The 21,483-nt window shown below is 67.7% G+C and carries 19 protein-coding genes and 2 pseudogenes; 6 read left to right on the top strand and 15 right to left on the bottom strand.

Annotated elements, in window-relative coordinates; genetic code table 11:
- Positions 1-382 precede the first annotated feature (382 nt).
- Positions 383-1,792 carry a sulfatase gene (locus tag Pla175_RS06025; RefSeq protein WP_145282115.1) on the bottom strand — a complete coding sequence of 470 codons (1,410 nt, stop codon included), beginning with the start codon at positions 1,790-1,792 and terminating at the stop codon, positions 383-385.
- A 232-nt stretch (positions 1,793-2,024) separates the two neighbouring features.
- On the opposite strand from Pla175_RS06025, the gene Pla175_RS06020 reads away from it, so the two are divergent.
- The 3 genes from Pla175_RS06020 to Pla175_RS06010 are packed head-to-tail and all read left to right on the top strand — an operon-like array spanning position 2,025 to position 4,421.
- Positions 2,025-2,513, top strand: a complete 489-nt coding sequence (locus Pla175_RS06020) for an ATP-dependent zinc protease family protein (protein ID WP_145282113.1) — start codon at positions 2,025-2,027, stop codon at positions 2,511-2,513.
- 15 nt (positions 2,514-2,528) lie between these two features.
- Positions 2,529-3,434 (top strand): 30S ribosomal protein S6--L-glutamate ligase, encoded by a 906-nt coding sequence (gene rimK / locus Pla175_RS06015; RefSeq protein WP_145282110.1) that lies wholly within the window; start codon positions 2,529-2,531, stop codon positions 3,432-3,434.
- Between the two features lie 9 nt (positions 3,435-3,443).
- Positions 3,444-4,421 (top strand): succinylglutamate desuccinylase/aspartoacylase family protein, encoded by a 978-nt coding sequence (locus Pla175_RS06010; RefSeq protein ID WP_145282108.1) that lies wholly within the window; start codon positions 3,444-3,446, stop codon positions 4,419-4,421.
- Between the two features lie 319 nt (positions 4,422-4,740).
- Here the strand turns inward: Pla175_RS06010 and Pla175_RS06005 are convergent, their stop codons facing one another.
- The 14 genes and pseudogenes from Pla175_RS06005 to Pla175_RS05945 all read right to left on the bottom strand — a co-directional run bounded on the left by Pla175_RS06005 (position 4,741) and on the right by Pla175_RS05945 (position 17,350).
- A complete protein-coding gene (locus tag Pla175_RS06005; protein ID WP_145282106.1) occupies positions 4,741-5,196 on the bottom strand; it encodes a DinB family protein in 456 nt (151 codons plus the stop codon).
- Between the two features lie 110 nt (positions 5,197-5,306).
- Entirely contained in the window at positions 5,307-5,894 is a 588-nt protein-coding gene (locus Pla175_RS06000; protein WP_145282104.1) for a hypothetical protein, read from the bottom strand.
- Between the two features lie 508 nt (positions 5,895-6,402).
- A pseudogene (locus tag Pla175_RS26425) lies at positions 6,403-6,603 on the bottom strand (DUF1559 family PulG-like putative transporter); the annotation flags it as partial.
- A 234-nt stretch (positions 6,604-6,837) separates the two neighbouring features.
- Positions 6,838-7,101: a UPF0175 family protein gene (locus Pla175_RS05990; protein WP_145282099.1), complete on the bottom strand. Its 264-nt coding sequence runs from the start codon at positions 7,099-7,101 to the stop codon at positions 6,838-6,840.
- A 118-nt stretch (positions 7,102-7,219) separates the two neighbouring features.
- Positions 7,220-7,528: a helix-turn-helix domain-containing protein gene (locus tag Pla175_RS05985; RefSeq protein WP_145282097.1), complete on the bottom strand. Its 309-nt coding sequence runs from the start codon at positions 7,526-7,528 to the stop codon at positions 7,220-7,222.
- Positions 7,506-7,754: pseudogene (locus Pla175_RS05980) on the bottom strand (type II toxin-antitoxin system RelE/ParE family toxin); the annotation flags it as partial. The pseudogene Pla175_RS05980 and the gene Pla175_RS05985, both read right to left, overlap by 23 nt.
- A gap of 245 nt (positions 7,755-7,999) precedes the next feature.
- On the bottom strand, positions 8,000-8,686 hold the full coding sequence (locus Pla175_RS05975) for a 7-carboxy-7-deazaguanine synthase QueE (protein ID WP_145282093.1): 687 nt from the start codon (positions 8,684-8,686) through the stop codon (positions 8,000-8,002).
- 239 nt (positions 8,687-8,925) lie between these two features.
- Positions 8,926-10,065, bottom strand: coding sequence for a hypothetical protein (locus Pla175_RS05970; protein ID WP_145282092.1), 1,140 nt, complete (start codon positions 10,063-10,065; stop codon positions 8,926-8,928).
- 100 nt (positions 10,066-10,165) lie between these two features.
- Positions 10,166-13,525, bottom strand: coding sequence for an FtsX-like permease family protein (locus Pla175_RS05965; RefSeq protein WP_145282090.1), 3,360 nt, complete (start codon positions 13,523-13,525; stop codon positions 10,166-10,168).
- A 65-nt stretch (positions 13,526-13,590) separates the two neighbouring features.
- Positions 13,591-13,752 carry a hypothetical protein gene (locus tag Pla175_RS25820; protein WP_197527297.1) on the bottom strand — a complete coding sequence of 54 codons (162 nt, stop codon included), beginning with the start codon at positions 13,750-13,752 and terminating at the stop codon, positions 13,591-13,593.
- A gap of 189 nt (positions 13,753-13,941) precedes the next feature.
- On the bottom strand, positions 13,942-14,436 hold the full coding sequence (locus tag Pla175_RS05960; RefSeq protein ID WP_145282088.1) for a hypothetical protein: 495 nt from the start codon (positions 14,434-14,436) through the stop codon (positions 13,942-13,944).
- Positions 14,437-14,515: 79 nt separating this feature from the next.
- Positions 14,516-15,022, bottom strand: a complete 507-nt coding sequence (locus Pla175_RS05955; protein WP_145282086.1) for a hypothetical protein — start codon at positions 15,020-15,022, stop codon at positions 14,516-14,518.
- A 37-nt stretch (positions 15,023-15,059) separates the two neighbouring features.
- A complete protein-coding gene (locus Pla175_RS05950; RefSeq protein ID WP_145282084.1) occupies positions 15,060-16,157 on the bottom strand; it encodes a S1C family serine protease in 1,098 nt (365 codons plus the stop codon).
- A gap of 74 nt (positions 16,158-16,231) precedes the next feature.
- Positions 16,232-17,350, bottom strand: coding sequence for a S1C family serine protease (locus tag Pla175_RS05945; protein ID WP_197527296.1), 1,119 nt, complete (start codon positions 17,348-17,350; stop codon positions 16,232-16,234).
- 177 nt (positions 17,351-17,527) lie between these two features.
- Here Pla175_RS05945 and lexA point away from each other — a divergent pair, with 177 nt between their 5' ends.
- The 3 genes from lexA to Pla175_RS05930 all read left to right on the top strand — a co-directional run bounded on the left by lexA (position 17,528) and on the right by Pla175_RS05930 (position 21,469).
- Complete coding sequence (gene lexA / locus Pla175_RS05940; protein WP_145282080.1) at positions 17,528-18,130, top strand: transcriptional repressor LexA; 603 nt, start codon at positions 17,528-17,530, stop codon at positions 18,128-18,130.
- 263 nt (positions 18,131-18,393) lie between these two features.
- The gene (locus Pla175_RS05935; RefSeq protein ID WP_145282078.1) at positions 18,394-19,563 is read left to right on the top strand and encodes an LptF/LptG family permease; all 1,170 of its coding nucleotides are present in this window, start codon (positions 18,394-18,396) and stop codon (positions 19,561-19,563) included.
- A 274-nt stretch (positions 19,564-19,837) separates the two neighbouring features.
- Positions 19,838-21,469: a sensor histidine kinase gene (locus tag Pla175_RS05930; RefSeq protein ID WP_197527295.1), complete on the top strand. Its 1,632-nt coding sequence runs from the start codon at positions 19,838-19,840 to the stop codon at positions 21,467-21,469.
- The last annotated feature ends 14 nt before the right edge of the window (positions 21,470-21,483 follow it).

Raw genomic sequence — 21,483 nt, 5'->3', positions numbered from 1 at the left:
CAAGAAGCAGCGCAATCCCTTCCCGCGTACGGAGTGTCCCAATGTGAGAAGGGCGTGATTCCTCTCGATTCTACGCAGCCCGTGTCTCACAGCAAGTTGCTACCCCCAAAGCACTTGCATCGGCTAACGCCAAATTGGCAGGTGGGTTTACCGACCTCATGGCACGCCCCGTGCATTGTTTGACTGCTGCTGGGGGCAATTGTCCCCAGCGTAACCTCACTGGCCCGCGGGGCCTCGAATGGAATTTCGGCAGCTCGGTTAACTTGCCCCTAACCGAGTTGTCTAGTCGGCATGGCGCCGGCTCCTTCGAGGCCCGCTTTTTTTTGCGCCCACAAGGACGCCCCCCGGCAGGTCTGTGCGGGATCGCGGACGCTCCTTCTCGTCAGTCCTTGGCCCTCGCCGTCGGCAATGGCGCGTCAATCTGCGTTATCCAGCCCAGCAGGTCGTCCAACAGCTCGTCCCGCTTCTCGGGGTTCTCATTCGCTAGGTTGTGTCGTTCGCCGATGTCGGCCGACAGGTCGTACAGCTCCACCGCGTTGTTCGCTGCGATTCGGCCACGACCACCGTCCAGCAACCACTCCTCGTGGTACAGGTGCAGCTTCCAATCTCCCCGCCTGACCACGCTCACCGGCCGGGTGCGAAACACCCGGTCGCGGCCACGCAGCACCGGCTTATCGAGGTAGCCAGGGAAGTGCCAGTAGAGGCTCTTCCGCTCCAAGCCCCGTGAGTCCTGAAGCAGCGGCAGCAGACTCTCTCCATCGAGGACCTTCCCCGCCGGGGGTTCTGCGCCCGCGGCGGCAAGGAACGTTGGGTACAGATCGATGTTGGAAACGGGGGTGGAACAACGACTTCCGGGCCGTGTGACAGCCGGCCAGCGCACAATAAATGGCTCGCGGATCCCTCCCTCGTAGTAGCCCCCCTTGGCCCCCCGCAACGGCTCCTGCGAGGACTGCCCGGTCGCCCCGTTGTCCGAGGTAAACACGACTAGCGTGTTCTCTTCCAGGCCCAACGCTTTCAGCTTTTCCAACAGGACGCCCACCCCGGCATCCAGGTCGTACGTGCAGCCGGCGTACTTCACGTTGCGGTGCTGCTTGCCGGGGGGCTTTTGCTCAAAGTGACGAAGCGTCTCCGGTCGGGCCTCCAACGTCGAATGGATGGCGTGGTGGGCCACGTAGGCAAAGAACGACCGGTCCTTGTTCGCGGCGATGAATCGGCAGGCCGCCTCGGTGTTCGAGAATGTCCCCTTGGGGTCCGTCGTCGCGTCACGTTCGCGATTGGGGTTTGCTTTGCGGGAGTCGAAGTAGACATCGAATCCCTGCTGCTGTGGCCCCGTCCCCTGCCCCTCCTGTCCCAGGTGCCACTTGCCAAAGCAGCCTGTGGCGTACCCCGCCGAGCGGAGCGCCTCGGCAAGGGTGACGTTCGCCAGCGCCAGCGTCTGGTTGTTCGGGACCGGCTCCATCCGCATCTCGCGGACGGGCCCGCGTTTGGTGCTCTGCACGGCGAAAACGCCGTGTCGGGGCGTGTACTGGCCCGAGAGCAGGCAGGCCCGGCTCGGCGCGCAGTTGCCCGCGGTAGCGTAGGCGTCCGTGAAGACCATCCCTTCCCCGGCGAGTCGATCCAGGTTGGGCGTCTCGTAGAAATCGGTCCCCTGATAGCCAACGTCCTTCCACCCAAGGTCGTCTGCGAAGATCAGCACAATATTGGGCCGCGGGGCCGCGTCGACGGCCAGGGCCGCCATCAGCAGCAGCAGCGTGCAGCACGGCCGCGTCCAGCGAGGGCAAGCAGAGTTCATTGCAACAGGTAGATTGAGAGGAATCAGAACAATCCTTCCGAGTCGTCTTGCGAGTATCGTCCGTCCAGACGGGGGGTGCAAACCAACGGCACGGGCCGGCGGCGGTCCCCCGACCCCGGTGGGAGGCGTGTTCGGTTTACATCACGACCCCGTTGCACTAGCTTGGCAATAGCATCAGGACTGTTACACCGGCCTTCCGCCGCATCCTCGCACGTTACCGGAGCCGAAACGCGTGCCCCCCAACCCGCGACCGGCGCCCGAGCGGCGGCTGCCGCCACTCGGATGGCGGGAGTGGATCGTGCTTCCGAAACTAGGAGGGGCGCTGGTGAAGGCAAAAGTCGACACCGGCGCCAGGTCATCTTCGCTGCACGCGTTTGAGGTCGAGCCTTTCCTCAAGGGGGGCGCGCCGTGGGTCCGATTTCAGATCCATCCGCTCCAACGCAACAGCCGCAGATCGATCGAAGTGCAGGCCGCCGTACTGGAGCACCGACACGTCAAGAGCTCCGGGGGGCACACCTCGTACCGCCCGGTGATCGTCACCCCTGTTGAGCTCGCGGGGCAGCGCTGGGATGTCGAGCTCACCCTCGCAAGCCGCGACACGATGGGCTTCCGCATGCTGCTCGGCCGCCAGGCCATCCGCACGCGGTTTGTCGTCGATCCCGGCCGGTCGTACCTGGGTTCTCTGCCGATAGTCCGTAAGAAGAAAAAACAACTCCCTTAAAACCTTGGCTTGTTGATGAAAATCGGAATCCTCTCTCGGCGTCCGAGCCTGTACTCGACCGCAGCGCTCAGGACGGCCGGCGAGGCGCGCGGTCACGACATGCACGTGATCGACTACCTGCGATGCTACATGAACATCGCGTCGCACAGCCCCAGCGTGATGTACGGCGGCAAGTCTCTCGAAGGCTTCGACGCCATCATCCCCCGCATCGGCGCGTCGCGCACCTTCTACGGCACCGCCGTGGTTCGGCAGTTCGAGGTGATGGGGGTCTACCCCGTCAACGAGTCGCAGGCCATCACCCGCAGCCGCGACAAGCTCCGCTGCCTCCAGTTGCTCTCCCGCAAGGGGATCGGCCTGCCGGTGACCGGCTTCGCCCACTCCACCAAGGACATCGAGGGGCTGGTGAACATCGCCGGCGGCGCGCCGCTGGTGATCAAGCTGCTCGAAGGCACCCAGGGCATCGGCGTCGTGCTGGCAGAGACCCGCAAGGCGGCCGAGAGCGTCATCGAGGCGTTCCGCGGCCTCGACGCCAACATCCTCGTGCAAGAGTTCATCGCCGAGGCCGGCGGCAACGACATCCGCTGCTTCGTGGTGAACGACAAGGTCGTCGCCTCGATGATCCGCAAGGCGGCGCCGGGCGAGTTCCGCTCCAACCTCCACCGCGGCGGCACCGCAGAGAAGATCCGCATCACCCCCGAGGAACGCAGCACCGCGGTCCGCAGCGCCAAGGCGATGGGGCTCCGCGTCGCCGGCGTCGACCTGCTCCGGTCTAACCACGGCCCCGTGGTGATGGAGGTCAACTCGTCGCCCGGACTCGAGGGGATCGAAACCGCTAGCGGGGTCGACGTGGCCGCGAAGATCATCGAGTTCATCGAGCTCGAGGCCAAGCCCGGCAAGACCCGCGACACCGTGAAGGGGTGACGTGAAGGGATGGGCGAAACAAGCCAAACCGGCGACCTGAAACTCGGCGGTCACACGATCGCGATGGGCGAGCGCCGCCGTGTCGAGCTCCCCGTCGCCCGCCTGCCGACCGACACCTGGTTGACCCTGCCGCTGGAAGTGGTCCGCGGCGCCCAGCCCGGGCCCACCGTCTGGCTGTCGGCCGGCATCCATGGCGACGAGCTCAACGGCCTGGAGATCGTCCGCCGGGTGCTCGACCAGATCGAGCCCGACCGGCTCGCCGGATCGCTGTTGGCCGCGCCCATCATCAACGTGTTCGGCATCACCAGCGGCGACCGGTACCTGCCCGACCGACGCGACCTGAACCGCTCGTTCCCCGGATCGGCCAAGGGCTCGCTCGCGGCGCGGCTGGCGAACCTGTTCATGACCGAGATCGTCGCCCGCAGCGATTTGGGGCTCGACTTCCACACCGGCTCGAACCACCGCACCAACCTGCCGCAGATCCGCGCCAACCTTTCCGACCCCACCTGCCTGCGCTGCGCCGAGGCGTTCCACCCGCCGATCGTGATCGACGCCAGCGAGCGCGACGGATCGCTCCGGCAGGCGTCGATGGAGCGCGGCATCCCGGTGCTGCTGTACGAAGGGGGCGAGGCGCTCCGCTTCGACGCCACGCCGATCGCCGTGGGAGTGCAGGGGACGCTGCGGGTGCTGGTCGAGATGGGGATGATCGAAACGCCGCCCACGGCGGTTCCCAAGCCCGCCGCGCCGTGCGTCGTCTCCCGCACCAGCTCCTGGGTCCGGGCCCGCCGCAGCGGCGTGCTGAGGCTCGAGGCGTTGCTGGGCCAGCGCGTCGCGGCAGACGAGGTGCTGGGGAGCATCGCCAGCGTCTTCGGCGAGGGGCCCAAGCGGGTCCGCGCGCCGCACGACGGCGTCGTGATCGGCATGGCGCTGCACCCGCTGGCCAATCGGGGCGACGCCCTGGTGCACGTCGCCCGGCTCGACGCCTAGAAGCCCACGCCGGTCCGCGTCCGCGAAAACGCGTCCGCCCCCAGCGTGGGTTTTGTCCGGTTGTCGCCTGGCTGAGAGCATCGATTTTCGGACAAAACCCCCCTGAAGCCACAAAAACGCCTACGCCGCGGTAGACCTTCGGCCTGGCCGGCTCGCCCCAACATGGGGCGGCCGCGTTTTGGCCCTGCTGACCGGACACCCGGTGGACAAATTGCTGCGCCCCGGCCGCAACGCAGCAGCCCCGTATTATCGCGGGCCAGAAGCGCCCCGCGAGGGGGTTTTGTAGCCACCATCGGGACCCGCACGAGGGGCGACACAACTACGAAGCGGGCACGGGCCGCGCGAGTTGGGCCAGGTGGTGGTCGAGGTGGACCACGTAGTCTTCCACGACCGCCGCGAGGGTCATGGGGTCGTAGCTGCCGATCCGGCACGTCTCGTCGGTCGCGGCCGGCGGTAGCAGCTCGATCACCTCGGCCAGGTGGCGGTTGTAGGACGACCACAAGTCGATCAGCAGCCCCCAGTCGGCGCTGGCGTAGTGCTGGCAGCGGGCCCAACCTTCCTGCTCGTACCCGGGGAAGGTCAGCCCCCCCTCCAACTGCGACCGCACGAACCGCTGGTGGTTGTTCGAAGCGGAGTCGATCAGGTGCCCCAAGATCTCTTTCTTCGACCAACGGTCCGGCGCCGGTTTGTGGGCCGCCTCGGCCTCCGGCATGGCGCGTAGCTTCGGTTCGGTCGACGCGACACGCTCGCGGAGCGCTGCTGCAACTTGCTTCATGGCTGCGGTCCATGGAGAGAAAGGTGGGATGAGCCGTGCCCGCCTGGCGGGCCAATTCGACCCATCATGCCATCTATCCGCGGCCGGATTAAGAGCCCCCGGTTGGCAGGCTAACGCCCGCGGCCCGGCCCCATCGGCTCGAGGCCTCGCTTTGCGCGGCGCTCGTTGAGCATATCTAGCCGGGTCTCGAACTTGGCTCGCAGCTCGGGCGTGGTTGCGTCGAGCTTGCGCTTGCGCATCTCGTCTCGCTTTTCCGGGGAAATCTCGCCGCCGAACGCGCCGCGATCCCCGGCTCCGCCCGGTCCGCCCCCCTTGCCCTTGCCGTTGCTCTTGCCCGCCTCCATGCGGTCGATCTCGGCGTCGAGCTCACGCCGTTGTTCTGCGGGTGAGAGCGCGAAGAAGTCGTTGAGCTTGCGTTCCATCATGAGTGTGAACTTCGGCTGGCTGCTCGTGAAGAACTCGCGCCGCTGCGCGTCGGTGAGCCCCTCGATCCGTTGCCGGAACGCCTGGCGTTGGGCGTCGTCCTTGGGAACTCCGGCCTGAATCGCCTCGTCGCTGAGCCGTTGCAGCTCGGCCACGGCGGGGTCGGAGCTGTACTTGCTCGCCAGCAGGCTGCCGTCGATCCAGCCAAGCATCCAGGCGAGCACGAGCCCACCCAACGCCACCGCGCCGCCGCGCATCAACCAGGGCTTTTGCATCTTGCTTGCTCGTAGGGGCAAAGGGAGTTTCCGCGGAGGCGCAGAGAGTGAAACAACATTCAATCCCTCTGCGCCTCTGCAAGCGTTTGTTGAGTCGTTTATCAAGCCGCAGATCAAGTCACTCGGCCACCAGCAACGCGTCAACGTGGCCGTCGAGGTAGACATAGTTGCGGGCGCCGTCCTCGCCGGCGGGCCCGTGGAAGGTGTCGAAGTCGAACACGATCCAGATCTTGCCGCTGCCGCGCGTCCCCTCCGGCGACTCGCGCACCTGCTGCCGGTTGCGGCCCGCGAGGAAGATCGACGGGTACTCGTAGCTCAGCCCCTCGCGCTGGAAGTAGGAAGCGTACCGCCCGGCGTCGGGGTCGGCCTCCAGGGTCGCCTCGCTAGGCTCGTACGCGTCGCTGGGGCAGCGGAACATCTCGCGGTTCTCTTCGCAGTGCCCGGCGAGCACGTCGTACAGCGACGGCAGCCCCTCGGGGTTCAACGAGTTGGGGAGCTTGGCGACCTTGGGAAACTTGCCGCGGTCCCCCTTCTGGTCGAGGTACTGCGTCATCGCCAGCCCCACCTGCCGCAGGTTCGACTGGCAAGCGGTCCGCCGGCTAGCGGCGCGTGCGGACTGAACCGCCGGCAGCAGCAGTGCTACCAGCACGCCGACGATGCCGATGACCACGATCAGTTCGACAAGTGTAAATCCACCGCTCCGGCGCATGGCGATCCCTCGTCCGCGTGAACAAAGCAGGCTAGCGATCAGCACGCCCGACCATGCTCGGCGGGCGGTTGGCTGTCGTGCGATTGAACCCCAGGGCGCGGGGTGGGTTCCGGCGCGCTGAGAAAGAGCTCGCGGCGACAGGCGCTAGGCCGCCGGCTTCGACGCCCATGCTTGCACGCTTGCGAGTGGAGTTCACGACCAACTCGTTTAGCGGAGAAGTATCCGACGCAGCAATCACTGCCCCAACAGCCGCTCAACCGCTGCGCGTGCGGCGGCCAGCTCTTCCGAGGAAAACTCCAGCATCACCCTTCGCTGCTTCAACAGGCCATCCGCTTCGTAATGCCCAATGCCCAGCAGGTCGGCAAATTGCCCGAGGGACAACTCCGCGGCGCGATACGCCTCGATCGCTAGGCCCAACTTCGCCATGGCGTCGAGGTCGCCGAAGCGCTTGCGCAAACGGTCGTCGACCTGGGGCGGGAGCTCAAACGTGATGGCCATGACCGATCTATGTTCTGCTTCTATTGAAGCACGGGGCTCGGCGCGGGCGTCTCATGGACCGTCAGTGTTCTCGCAGCCAATCGGTGGCGGCAAGCAATCGTTCGAATCAGCCTGAAGACTACGGCGCCTTACCCACTTCCACGCGCACCTCCTGCCCCAACACACTCAGATATCGCGTCAGCCGATCGCTTGACGTGCGGTCGAGGTTGCCGCCCAGCAGCTTGCTGACATTGGGCTGCTTCATGCCGAGCAGCTCTCCTACCCCCTTCGGCGAAAGCTTCCGTTTGCGGATTATCTTCATCAGCTCAATGTGGAGCGTCGTCTTCAGCCTTAGGACGGCCGCCTCCTCCGCAGAGAAGCCGATGTCTTCGAACAGCGTTTCGACAGTAGAAACGCGTGGCGCCTTAGTGATCGCCTTTTTCGCCATGTCTCTCCTCCTTCTTCTCTGCCGCCACTTTGGCTTGCACGATGCCCAGGCGGCGTGCGGCGATTTCCAGATCGTTTGTAGGCGTCTTCGCGGACTTCTTGATGAAGCAATGAAGCACGAACAATCGGCTGCCTATCCGCTTTAGATAGATGATGCGGTACCAACCAGCCGCGTCACGTTGACGCAACTCAAACACGCCTTGGCCAACCGACTTCATCGGGCGGCTGTCGAGCGGCTGTCGAGCGGCGCCTCGCCAAGCTGAAGCCGCTGAATCTCTTGACCCAACTTTCGTCTGACGGACGCCGGAAACTCCCGGATCACGTCAAGGCTGTCCCCCTCCCAATGGACGATCGCAGCGTCGTGGGACGGGTATTCAACCATATTCGGCTCCGACCAACATATCCTTTAGCATATAACCGTTTCCGCCCCTGGTCAAGTGGACTTACAGAAATCGTTGTGCGGCGGGATCGCCTAAGTCCCGCGCAACGAACCAAACCACTCGATCTGCTTCCGCGGGCAGTACACGTACCCGCGCTCGCGGCAGTAGTCCCGCAGCCAGTCGGCCTTCGACTCGAGCTCGGCTAGCGCGATCCCTTGCGGCATTAGCAGCACGCGTTCGGGGTCGACCGGGCCGACCTCACGGAGGTAGGTCTCGATCTGGGCGAGCTCCTGCGGCGCGTCCACCACGAACTTGAGCTGGTGGGTGTGCTCACGCATCAGCCGGCGGACGATCTCTGGGCGGTGCCGGGTGCGGTTGTGGCGGCGGCGCCAACGCGGGTGCTGCTGGGGGTCGGGGGCAGAGCCCGCCAGCTTCGGGCTGATCGACATCAGGCTGGCCCGTACGGGAAGGTAGAGCGTGCCGGCCGTCTCGATGGTCACGTGGCGGTGCTGCTGGCGGAGCCGGTCGCACAGCGGGATCAGCTCAGAAAATAGCATCGGCTCGCCGCCGGTGAGCACCACGTGGCGGCAGTCCCACTCTTCGATGCTGGCCACGATCTCGTCGACCGACAGGTCGCGCCCCTCGGGCGCCCACGAGGCGTAGGGCGTGTCGCAGAACCAGCAGCGTAGGTTGCACCCGCTGGCGCGGACAAACACCGAAGGGCAGCCGGTCATCAGCCCTTCGCCCTGGATCGAGCGGTAGATCTCTACGACTTTCATGGAACCTTGATAATACCCTGCCGGGGGGCCGGAAGGCTAACCACTATGGGCACGATGTAGCACGAAGGACGGACGGCAGAATTGGACGCGGATGCACGCAGATTGACGGGATAGACGCGGATCAAAACAAGGTCTGTGTCTTGATCCGGGTCGATCTCTTGGAGCCGATTCGATACGACTCCCATTCTTCTGTTCTTTTGCTTCCTTCGTGCCTCTTCGTGCCCTTCGTGTCAAAACCGTCATGCAGGTGCGGTTGCGGGGACTTTGGTTTCGGCCGATTTATCGGCCGGTTTCTTGGGGGGGGCGCCCTTGGGGGCGAAGACCAGCACCATCGCGGCGCCGGCGATCGCCAGCATCAGGCCCGCCATGTAGACCGACATCCCCAGCGACGAAGCGCCCGCGAAGGCGCCCTTGGCGAGCCCCTCGGCCAGCGTGTTGACGATCGGGGCGCCCCCGAACACCAGCGGCATCACGAACACCGGTTTGCCGCCGAAGTTGAACGCCAGGATGATGCCCAGCGCTCCCAGCGCACCCGCGGCGCCGGCGGCGAGGCTCCAGGCGGTCCCGAAGAAGTTGTAGGTGCTGGCTTCGGGAGTCGCGGTGAGGATCATCTGCGGCACCACCACCGCGATCGCGAAGTAGGCCAGGCCGACGCACACCAGCGGCCTGAGGCGGCTCCCCTGCATGCCGGCCTGGCCGCGGTGCAGCACCGGGCCGTAAGCGCCCCAGCAGACGATGACCGTCGCGATCGACGCGAGCTGCAGTCCGAACCGCGTGGCGGCAGAAAGGGCGCCATCGCTCTTGGCTGGGGGGGCCTGGGCGGTCTCCCCCTCCCCTGCCCCGCCTGTTGCGGCGTCATCGGCAGCAACGGCCACCGGGGCCGGTTCGGGCGCCGGCTTGGCGGCCGCCTTGGGGGCCGACAGCAACACGGTAACGGCCCCCAGCAGCACCATCGCCAGGCCTGCCAAGAAGAGGGGGCCGACCTCCTTGAGTTTCTTGGCCATCACGATCGTGAGAAACGAGTTGACCACCGGCGCGCCGCCGAACACCAGCGGCATCACCACAAACGGCTTGCCGCCGAACGTGAACGCCAAGATGATGCCCAGCGCGCCGACCGCTCCTAGCGCCCCGGCGAACAGGCTCTGGACGATGCCGGTCATGGTCCAGGCGCCCTTCTCCCCGCGCATGATCAGCCAGGCCATCGGGGCGAGCACACCGATCAGAAAGTAGGCCAGCCCCACGCACACGAACGGCCGCCAGCGGGCGAATCCGCCGTCGGTCGACATCAGGTGTTGCCCCTCGTGCAGCACGGGGCCGTACAGGCCCCAGCAGAGGACGGTCAACGCGAACGACACAACGACAAAGAGCATGCTACGCATGGCGGTACTGGGATGGGGACCGGGCTGGGGGCGGGGGCGGGTTTCTGGGTCTACTTTAGGGCGAACCGGAAGGTGGGGCGAGGGGTGAGGTCACCCTTCCTCACTCCCCGCGTAGCGCAGGGAAGATGGCCGCCCGTAGGGGTCCGCGGGTCGCGAGCTGCGCCGCCACGATCCCCGCCGCGCCGACAATCGCCACCAGCGCGAGCGCCTCGAGCGCGGGGAAACGGGCGTCGCGGGAGAGCAGTTGCGGGGCGAGCGCCACCAGCGCCGCGGCGGCGCCGACCAGCAGCCCGCCGCCCACCAGCAGCAGGTTCTCGAGCAGCACCAAGCGGTTCACGCGGGCGTGGCTAAAACCCTCGGCGCGGAGCAGGGCCACCTCGCCGCGACGCTCGATCAGGTTGCGCAGCTGCACCACCGCCAGGCCGACGACCCCCAGCAACAGCCCCAGCCCGCCGAGCGATTGGAAGGTGGAGAGGTAAGTATTCTGCACGGCGAGGAACCCGGCCAGCCGATCGAGCGCGGGCTCAACGTCGACGCCGTAGTCGGCTAGGCGGTCTTCGAGCGCGGCGGCAAGATCGGCGGCGCGGCCGGGGGGCGCGTCTGCCGGCAAGCGGATCAGCAGCAGCCGGTCGCCGCCGGAGTCGGGGAAGAGCCGCACCATCTCCTGCTCGCCGATCAGCAGGTCGCCCTGCAGCATGCTGTTGTTCAGCAGGCCGACGACTTCCAGCGTGGCCGGTCGGCCGGTTTGGTCTTCGATGACAAATCGCTGGCCGACGCCGCCGTAGAGCTTCAGGCTGTAGAGGGCCGTGTTGAGGTCGAGCACCACGGGGGTGACCGGCGCTCCCTCGGCGTCGGGGCCGAGCCGGACCGTGAGCGCGTCCCACGGCTTATCTTCGTAACCCGCGCGGACGCCGGCCCAAGCAAACTTGCTTGCGTCGCCCAGCGACGCCGGCACGCCCAGCACGCGTGGCTGCCGGGTCTGGTAGAGGTTCAGGCAACTTGCGTCCTCGCCGTCGTGGGCGCGGAGCCCCTCGATCGTGGCGCCCTCGAACAGCGCGTCGTCGTTCCGGCCAAAGCCCAGCTCCTGGCGGCCCGCGAGCGTCGCGAGGTCGAAGTGGATGGCGGCGCTCGCTTGGGCGATCAGATCGAAGCCCCCGGTCCCCGCCTCGCTGGGGGGCAGGCGGAACGCGCTCACGGCCAGCAGCAGGAACGTCGCCGACGCGGTGAGCCCCATTGTGAGCAGGGTCCTGCCGGGGCGGCGGGCCACGTTCCGCAGCGCGAGCGACCCCAGCCCGAACCGCGCGGTCGTGCGTGAGTCGCGCCCCGCGCGGGCCAGCGTCCACTGCACGCCCGCGAGCGCGGCGACTAGCGCCAGCGCGCCCGCGCCGAAGAACGCCCCCGCGCGGGCGCCCTCGCCGCCGAAGACGCCGACGGCAGCGGCCGCCACGGCGCCGACGAACCCGGCGACCGCGACGATAGGGGACCAGCCGGCGCTCGCGCCCGAGGGGACCGCCGGATCGCCCGCCAGTGCCGCCTTGGCGGGCTGCTTCAGCACGCCGCGCAGCGTGAGCCTGGCGGCCAGCCAGGCGACCAGGAAGCCGCCGATCAGGCCGATCGCCAGGCTGCGTGGCGAGACGTGCATCGCCAGGAATGGCGCCGCGATGGCGTCGACCCAGACGGTCGTCAGCCCCCACACCATCAGCCAGCAGTACGCCACGCCCAGCGCCGCCCCGACCACCGCGCCGGCGGCCGCGGCGAGGGAGAGCTCGCGGAGCAGCAACCGGCGGATCGTGCCGGCCCGCAGCCCGACCGCCGACAGCAGGCCCGCCTCGCGTGAGCGCGCCTCGACCCCCAGCCGCATCAGCAACGCGATCAACATCACCGCGGCGGCGATCAGGAACATGCTGAACGCGACGAACAGCACGTCGAACGGCGTCGTGCCCCCGGCCGCGTGGAGCCCCTGCCGGCGGAGCGGCAGCTCTACCAGGCCAAGGTCCGCCGGGTCGAGCCGCCCGGCCAGGGCCGCGCCAATCGCATCGGACGCCCCCGTGGTGCGCAGCAGGCTCTGGGTCCCCCAGCGGCTCGACCACAGCTTGGCTGCCAGGGCGTGGGACACGAACGCCTTGGGGGTCGGCCCGTGCTGCTCCCAGTAGTCTTCGTCGGCGCGGCCGATCGGTTCGACCAGCTCGAACGGCACGTCCCACTCGCCGATCGAGCGGCTGTCGGTCACGCCCGGCAGCGCGGGGGTGAGCCGACGGTCGGCCGCGGCGGTCGGCTTGCCGTCTTGTTCTAGCGGCACGATTGCGGTGACCCTCAGCGCAACGGGCGCCGCCTCGACGAGCTCGCCGTGCGTGCTCTCCGGCTGGTAGTAGACCAGCCGCACCGTGTCGCCCACCTTGGCGCCGAGCGCCTCGGCGGTCCAATCGTTGAGCACCACCTGGTTGTCGGCGATCGCGAACGGCTCCCCCGCGGCGCCGCGTAGCGGCCCCAACGCTTCGGTGGGATCGACGCCGACGACGATCGAGTACGGCACGCTCTTGCGGGCCGCGCCCTCCCCTAATTCGATGCGGTTGGCCAGGTAGGTGACAACCGGCTGTAGCGGCCGGTCGGCCAGCGTCTGCTGGGCGGCGGCCACCACGGCGGCGGGCAGGACCAGCGCGTCCGACTCGATCTGCACCAGCGTGTCGCTGCCGGAGGCCACCGACTCGACAGCGACGCCGTAGTTGGCGAGCCGGGGATGCACCTCAGCGGGGAGACTCGGGGCGTCCTTTTGCTGCGTCGCCAGCAGCAGGTTCGCGCGGCCGGGCAGGTCGAGCGTCTTCTGCAGTTGCTTCAGCGAAACAAACGCGGTGCGCGGCGGGCGTTGCGACGGGGCGATGTCGAACCGCGCGAGGCCGACGTCCGGGAGCACGCGCGCCACTTCTAGCCGCAACCCAACGGTGGTGTCCACCTTCTCGCCGAGCGTGCTCTCGGACGGCAGCGCGCTTGGTTTGGGGAGCCGCAGCAGCGCCTCGCCGCCGGCGGCGACGCCCAGTTCCTCGGCGAGCGCGGCGGTTAGCCAGACCTCGCCGTCGGCCGGTCCCTGAGGCGCCTCGGGGCCGAACGCCCAGAACGCCGGCGTGACCCCCATCACGGCGATGCGGTGCGCCCGCCGCGGGCCCCCCTGGGTGTCGCTCGTGGCCGAAGCCTGCAAGCGCAGGGCCGGCGCCGTGCGTGCGTACCGCTGGGCGAAGCCGGGCTCGGAGGCCAGCGTATCCAAGAAAGGCCGGGGCGCCGTCCACGCGACGTCGATCGTTCCCAGCCGTTGGAGCGTGAGGTCGCGTAGGCTGCCGCGTACCGAGTCGCCCACCAAGAGCGCGCCGGTTAACACAGCGGTCGCCACCGCGACCCCGGCCGCAACGGCCAGGTGCGATCGGCGGTAGGCCCACAGGCTGGCGAGGACGTAGCGGAGCGGTGTCACGGCGGCTTTCCAGAGTGGCGGATGCAGCCGTCAGCATCCCCCTCCAGAGCCGCTAAGACAACCGGCTAGCGCCGCAGCACATCGGCTTTCGACGACACGAACGGCGGCTCGTCGCCCAGCGGCACTTGGCTGGGGCTGCTGATCGGGGAACCGGCGCGGGCCATCATCGAGATCATCCCCAGGGCGACGATCGCGATCATGATCACGGTGCGTGAAGGGCGGTGCATTGCGAACCTCGCGTTGTGTGTGGAAGCCGACGCGCATGCGCGGGCCGACGGCTCGGACGAGCCGCTTGGGACGGATAGATACGCGATCGGCTCGCGCGGGGGGAAGAGCGGTTCGCAAAAAAAACGGTCCCCACCGAGTCTCGCCCGGTGGGGACCGCGTTCTTCGATCAACGTGCCGACGCCGGCCGACTAGCGGCTAGCGACCGACTCGGCGACCTCTCCGGTCTGCTTCTCGCAGGTGCAGGGGTCGCACTTGCAGTCGGCGCCGCACTTGCACGCCGCCGCGGTCGCTACGGTTTCGCTGCTAGCACAGCACGATCCGCCGCCGGAGCAGCAAGCAGCCGCGTTGACGCTGCAAGCAGCCCCTTCCGGGCAGCAGGCCGCGGCCGAGCCGTCGCACGAGCAGACCTCGCACGCGCAGTCGTCGCCGCACTTGGCGCAGCAAGCCTGGGCGTTGCAGCTTTCGCCGCACGCGCAGCCGGAGCAGTCACACTCCGGGCAGTCGCAGTCGGTGCAGCACTGGCCGTCGCAATCGCAGGCGTCGCACTCGCAAACGCCTTTGCAACAGCAGCTCGTCGGTGCGTCTGCGGCAACCGGGGTCGAGGTGGCCTGCGATGCGCGGATCGCAAAGCCGCCTACGGCGGCCAGGCCGGCCACCGCGGCAATCTTCCAAATTGAGAACATAGTTTCGGTCCTTGTGAGGAGAAACGCTGGGAAACGAACGGACAACTCGCCACGAGAGAGACTCGTGGTCGCGTATCGTTCAAATGACCCAGACGCACAAGACCGATTGCGCCCGCGCATGCGGCGGGTGGCCTCTCGATATCCGCCACGCGTCGCCGTTGGCGACGGGGGCGGCTAATTTCAGGTCGTAGGAGCAGCCGCCAGGGACCGCGGCGTGAAAGGCGTGGCCGCCGAGTTCTACCGTAGCGAGCGAGACAGCAGGGGGCACGGCCGGCTGCGAGCTCTGGATGCAGCAACCGCAGCGGTGCTGCGTGGGAGGCAGCTTGTCGTGCCCAGGTTGGGCGCCAGAGGGCCCACCAGCGAGTGGCTGGGACGCCTGCCGGTTGGCGCAGTGCTGGCAGCCGGCCGGGGCGTTCTTTGCCGCCGAGCCGCCGCAACACGACGCGGCGCCGGCCGCATCGACACGAACCTGCCCGCCGCAGCACCCGCACCCGGGACAAACACAGGCCAGCCCGGGCAATCCCGTGGCGGCGACCGCTACAGCGGTCGCCACGCGGAGGCAGAGGGTGAGCGTCAGACCGAGCATGCGGCAATCGTACGCGATTAGGCGCCACGAAGCAAAATCATTCCGCCAAGGCGGTGTGCTGGTCCCCCTCGAGGGTCACGGGGGTCAGCCGGCCGCTCATCAGCTCGAACAGCAGCCCACGGACCACGTACGACGGGATCGCGTAGCTCTCCGTCCGGCCCGCCCGGGCCGCGTTGAAGCCCACCACGGCGCCGTCGAGGTCGACGATCGGCCCGCCACAGTCCTTCGGGTTGATCACCGTGTCGTGCTGGACGGCGGTGGGAAAGCCGAACCGCCGATCGCTGAGCTCGCCCCCAAGGTTGTTCTGGATCTGACCGCGGTCCAGCGGCATCTCTTTGTTTTGACCCGCTAGGCGGGCGCGGACGGTAAGCCGCTCGTCGCCCCGCTTCAGATCGATCTCGATCACGTCGCCGGGGGTGTACTTTTGCACGGTGCGGATGAGCGCCGCGCGATCGGCGGTCTTCTCTTGGTTGATGGAGACAATGATGTCACCCGCCTCGATGCCGGCGTTGGCGGCGCCCGACTCGGCGTAGACGGTGTCGATCAACGCCCCGCCCCCAGGCGCCTCTTCCAGCCGCACGCCCAGGATGCCGGCCTGGTGCGGGATCCGCCGCGCCGAAACGCTGACCACGCCCACCGCGATCGGGTCGTCCCCCTGGCCCAGCGTCGCCACCCAGCGCCCCTCTTCGCTGATGTCGTGGTCGGCGAGTTCAAGCGACTTCAGGTCCTTGGCGTCGACCTTGAGCATCGCCACGTCGTACTTGCGATCGACGCCAACAATCTTGGCGTCCAGCTCTCGGCCGTCGCTCAGCCGGCAGGTCACCCGGCCGGTGAGCTGGCTCGACTTGGTCAGCACCCAGCCGTCTGGCCCCACCACGCCCCCCAGCGCGGCGTCTTTGCCGTCGTTCTTCACACGCACCACCGAGGGCTGCGTCCCCTCGACCACGTCTCGGAAGGCCGCCCGCACGTGCGGGCCGTTCTTCAGGCGGTAGCCGGGGGGCGACCACATCCGGTCGAAGGCGTTGCGGAACGCCTCGCGTGCCTGCTCGAGCGAGTCGGGGGCCGCCTCTTGGGCGAGCGTCTGCGACGCCCCCAAGAGCAGCAGGGCGATAAGGACCGGATGAGCGTGTCGCATAGAGGGTTGATCCAGCAAAGTCGCGTTTCGTGATACTCAGGCGGGGCCTGCCCGGCGGCGGACTGGGCCCCGGCTTACTCCTTCTCGTCGCTGGGCGACGGGGCGCCGGGGAAATCGCCGGTTACCCCCGCCAGCGCGATCTCGATCTCTAGCTCTTCTCCATCACGCACTAGCCGCAGCTTCACCTTGTCGCGCGGGCGTTTGGTGAGCACCAGCCGGCTGAGGTCGGCGAACGAGGCCACCTCGGCGTCGTCGAACTTCTGCACCACGTCGCCCACTTTCACCCCGGCACGCGCGGCCGGGAGCCCGGGGAAGACCTGCGTGATGGTGCAATCAACCCCCTCTGGGTTTCCGGCGACGCCCAGCAGCGGGCGGCCCTCGGCGGGCATCTCTCGCCCCCCCCGACGCCGTCGGCCGCCCCAGGCCTCGCTGTCCGCCAGGCGGTCCCAGGTGACGTGGTAGGTCGAGATTGGCACGTGCATATTCGCGGTCAGGCGCGGCCCGATCCGGCTGTGGATGCCGATCACCTGCCCACGCAGGTTGAACAGCGGTCCCCCCGAGTCTCCGCCGACCAGCGTGCAGTCGGTGTTGATCACCTCATCGCTCTGGTACAGCACCCGCCCCAGCCGCACGGGGGGGGCGCGGTCCTTGAAGAAGCCGTTCGGTTGGCCGATGGCCAACACCCAGTCGCCTATCTTGGTCGAGTCCGCCTCGGCCAGCTCTGCGTAGGGCCAGGGGCCGGGATCGGTGATCCGCATCATGCCGGAGTCGATCGACTCGTTCATCCCCAACGACACGCCGCGGGCCCGCTTGCCGTCGGCGAAGTAGAACGTCACCCTTCGGCCCGGCTCGCCGACCACGTGGCCGGCGGTCAGCACGATGCCGTCGGGGCTCACAATCACGCCGCTGCCGGCGGCGCCGCCGAGCGTCACGGCCACCGTGGCCTTGCGGCCCGCCTGCAGCACCCTCTTGACCTGCCCTTCGAGCGTGCGGAGGTCGTCCACGTTCTCGGGGTAGCGCTTGTCGAGCACCGCCTGCACCTCGGCGGGAAGATCGACCCGCAGCGGAGAAGCGCCCGCCGTGGGCCGCGCTTCGGCCGCGGGGGGCTGCTGGGTCGCGGGCTGGGCCGGCAGCGTGGTCGCGATGGCGACGACGCTTAGGGTCGTGAAACCGATCAGGAAGGAATTGCGCACAAATTTCCCCATCTGCTCTTGACCGTGTACGGACGTATATGAACACTCTAGTAGAGGAGCCGACGCTGCATTGTAGCCGATCCGGCGACAACTTCCATTTCGGCGTTCGACATTTGTCATTGGTATACGTTCTCAGCCCCCTAATAGTTCGCCCGACTGCGCGTGGGGCGCACCGCTATGTCACTCGACCAACTAACCCCGCGGCAACGCGAGGTGCTCGATTTCATCCGCGAAAAGATCGAAAAAAGAGGCTACGGCCCGACGGTCCGCGAGATCGGCGAGTTCTTTGAGATCAATTCGCCCAACGGCGTGATGTGCCACCTCAAGGCGCTCGAAAAGAAGGGGCTGATCACCCGCGAGCCGAACATGTCGCGGGCCATCCAGCTCACCGGCGAGGCGCGCGCGGACGACGGCATCCCCCTGGTCGGCCAGATCGCCGCCGGCAGCCTCAGCGAAGCGATCGAGCAGGCCGAGCGGATCGATTTCGACGAGCTCTTCCCGAAAAAGAGGAGCCATTTCGCCCTGCGGGTGCGTGGCGACTCGATGATCGAGGCCCAGATCGCCGACGGCGACATCGTGATCTGCAAGAAGACCAAAAGCGCCACGAAGGGAGATATCGTCGCCGCGATCACCGACGACGGCGAGGCGACGCTCAAGTACTGGTTCCCCGAAGCGGGCCGCATCCGCCTGCAGCCGGCCAACTCCTCAATGGAGCCGATCTACGTGCGGAACGTGCAGGTGCTGGGGATCGTTACCGGCGTCATCCGCCAGGTCGGCTGACGGCAACGACGCTTGACCACGGATAGCACGGATTCCACGGATAGGGCGCCGCGTTTCTAGCGTTCCGTCGTCGGTTTCGACTGACAGGTTGGTTCGCGGTACAGCCCGGACTCCTGGCGCGCTGCTTGCCGGCTCCCCAATCATCCGTGCAATCCGTGCTATCCGTGGTTAAATCGTAGTCCTGAGCGCAAGCGGCGTTTCTGCACGCCGCCGCCACTGCTACAGTGCGGCCTTCCCCGCGGCGCCAAGGATGGTTCCTATTCGTGCGGCTGATCGCCCGCTACGTGCTGACCGACGTGACCATGGTCTTTTTATTGACCCTGGGGGCGATGACTGCGCTGATCTTTATCGGGCTGGTCGGCAAAGAAGCGGTCGACCGCGGCTTGGGCCTCGGGCCGCTGCTGCGGATGATGCCGTTCGTGGCGCCGCAAGCAATGCAGTTCGCCGTGCCCGCCGCGCTGCTGCTAGCAGTAACCAGCGTCTACGGCCGGGTCTCCGGGTCGAACGAGCTAGTGGCGCTGAAGGCGGCAGGCGTCTCCCCCTGGACGGTGATCCAGCCGACACTAATCCTCGCGGCTGCGATCAGCATGGGAAACGTGCTGCTGAACGACGTGGCGGTTTCCTGGGGGCGCCTGGGGGTCGACCGGGTGTTCATGGAGTCGCTCGAAGAAGTCGTTTACGGTCAACTACGGATCCACCGCGAGTACACGCTCCCGAGCATGCAGATCGCCGTGCAGAAGGTCGAAGGCCGGCGCCTGCTCAAGCCGACGGTTACGGTGAACGACGGCGGTTCGTCCCCGTGGACCATCTCCGCGGCCTGGGCAGAACTGGCGTCGGACGTCCCCGGTCGGCGGCTGGTGATCCGCTTCCACGACATGGACCTCGACGGCCGCGTGCAGTACAGCGACCCATCGACGTTTGAGTACGTGATGTCGCTGGACGACCTCGGCGAGCGGAGCCGCAGCACCTCGACGCTGGCGCTGTCGGAGATCGGCCCCGCACGGCGGCTGGCGCAGGCCGGCGCCGAGGCGGCGCGACAAGACATGGCGGCCCGCGCCACGCTGGGTCTGCTGACCGGCGACATCGGCGACCTTTCCGGCCCGGTGTGGGCCGACGCCCAGGCCCGTATCGCGGGCGCCGAGAGCCACGAGAACCGCGTGCGGACCGAGCCCTACCGCCGCTGGGCCGCCGGGTTTAGCTGCCTGGGCTTTGCGCTGGTGGGGGTGCCGATGGCGGCGCTCAAACGCAAGAGCGACTTCTTGGCGAGCTTCTTTGTCTGCTTTTGCCCCATCCTGCTCATCTACTACCCGATGCTTGCGCTCTCGATCGACGCCGCCAAGAACGGCGTGGCGCCCCCGGTGGTGGTGTGGACAGGCAACGCGGCGCTCGGGCTGTGGGGCCTGTGGCTGCTGCGACAGGTCTCCCGCCACTAGCAACGCAAGCGTGGCGAGCCGTGGGGCGTCAGCCGCCGGAGGATGGCGTTGCCGGTGGGCGTCGCGACGCCATGCGAAGCGGTGGGGGCTCCCCCCAACACCGCGTCCCGCGCGCACTGCGTCGGCTGACGCCGGCGGCTCGCCAAGGTGAATCCCGCGAGATTCTCCGTGCAGATATCCGCGCTGCGGGGCCGGTTGGTAAATGTTACATTCCCGCTCCGGGTCGCCATGGATGGCGCCCCCAGCAAGCGTCGCCGTGACAAGGAAGTCCGCCGTGCTCGCGCACCGTCCCATCCGCGACAAGCTCCGCATCGGCCTTGGCCTGCTGGCCATGAGCACGCTGATCCTCTCGATCACCGCGCTCTACGGCCTGTACGCGTACCGCGGGTTGGTGAAGACGCTCAGCGCCAGGTCGAACGAGCTGCCGCTGGCCAACCAGTTGAGCCAGCACGTCGCCAACCTGCGTGTGGTGCTGAGCACCGCGCATGAGCGGATGGCCCGTTCCAGCCTGCAGTTCCCGGCCAGCGTGGCGTACGAGCCGGAGCTGTACGAGGTCACCTGGCTCCGCAACCAGTTCAGCACCGGGTTCGAAGAGTTCCGCGCCACGCTCGAGGCTTACCGCGCCCAGCTTGAGTACAACCGCGACAGCGAGAACCAGGCGATCGGAGACGACCTCCGCGAGCGCGAGACGCTCGCCAAGATCGATACGGTCCTCACCAAGATCGATCGGCTCGCCAGCCTCGACCGCGAGGGCCGCGAGCCGCGGATGCTGTTCGACGAGCCAACGGTCGGCCTCGGGGTGCTGGAGGAGGACATCGAGACGCTGCGCGTGCTCACCGCGGAGCTCCCCAGCCACCTGCACTCGCGGCTGCACGCGCTGGCCGGCGACGTCCGCAACCAGTACCGCATCGCCATCCCCACCGTGTGGGCGATGATCCTGTTCGTCGCGCTGCTGCTGGCCGCCTCGGTGCAGGTGTTCCGGCGGGCCGTGGCCCGCCCGCTCGAGCTGCTGGTAGACGGCTCACGCCGCGCCGCGGCGGGCAAGTTCGACCAGCGCATCGAGCTCGACTCCTTCGACGAGATGGGCGAGCTGGCCGAGGCGTGGAACGACATGACGGCCCGCTTCCGCGAGATACGCGACGACCTCGACCGCCAGGTGCAGGAGCGCACGCGCGAGGTCGTCCGCAGCGAACAACTGGCGAGCGTCGGCTTCCTGGCGGCAGGCGTGGCGCACGAGATCAACAACCCGCTGGCCGCGATCGCCATGAGCAGCGAGTCGCTCGAGGGCCGGCTGGCCGAGCTGCTCTCCGACGAGTCGGGCCTCCGCGACGACTACCCGGTGGTGCGCAGCTACCTGGAGATGATCCAGAACGAGGCGTTCCGCTGCAAGCAGATCACCGAGAAGCTGCTGGACTTCTCGCGGACGGGCGACTCGTTGCGCCGCTCCGTCGACCTCCGCGAGCTGACGCAGGGGGTGGTCGACATGGTCGGCCACCTGGGCCGGTACAAGAACAAGCGGCTCGAGTTCGCCCCGGGGCCCGCCGTGTACGCGGCGGTCAACGAGCAAGAGATCAAGCAGGTGATGCTCAACCTGGTCACCAACGGGCTGGACAGCCTCGACGCCACGGGCCGCGTGCGGGTCTCGCTGGGCCAGTCGAGCCGGTGCGCCTGGGTCGCCGTAGAGGACGACGGCTGCGGGATGACCGAAGAGGTGATGACCCACCTGTTCGAGCCGTTCTTCACCCGCCGCCGCGGGGGCCAGGGGACGGGGCTGGGGCTGTCGATCAGCTTCCGCATCGTTCAAGAGCACGAGGGCCGCATCGTCGCCCACAGCGACGGCGTGGGTCGAGGGAGTAAATTCACGGTCGAGCTGCCGCTCGCCCACGCGGCGTTTGCCGCCGCTTAGCGTTCATCCGTCCC

It is taken from the genome of Pirellulimonas nuda, assembly GCF_007750855.1.
In the GTDB taxonomy this organism is placed as follows: Bacteria; Planctomycetota; Planctomycetia; order Pirellulales; family Lacipirellulaceae; genus Pirellulimonas; species Pirellulimonas nuda.
Note: the sequence above shows the minus strand (reverse complement) of the source record. Positions and strands in the feature narration are given on the sequence as shown.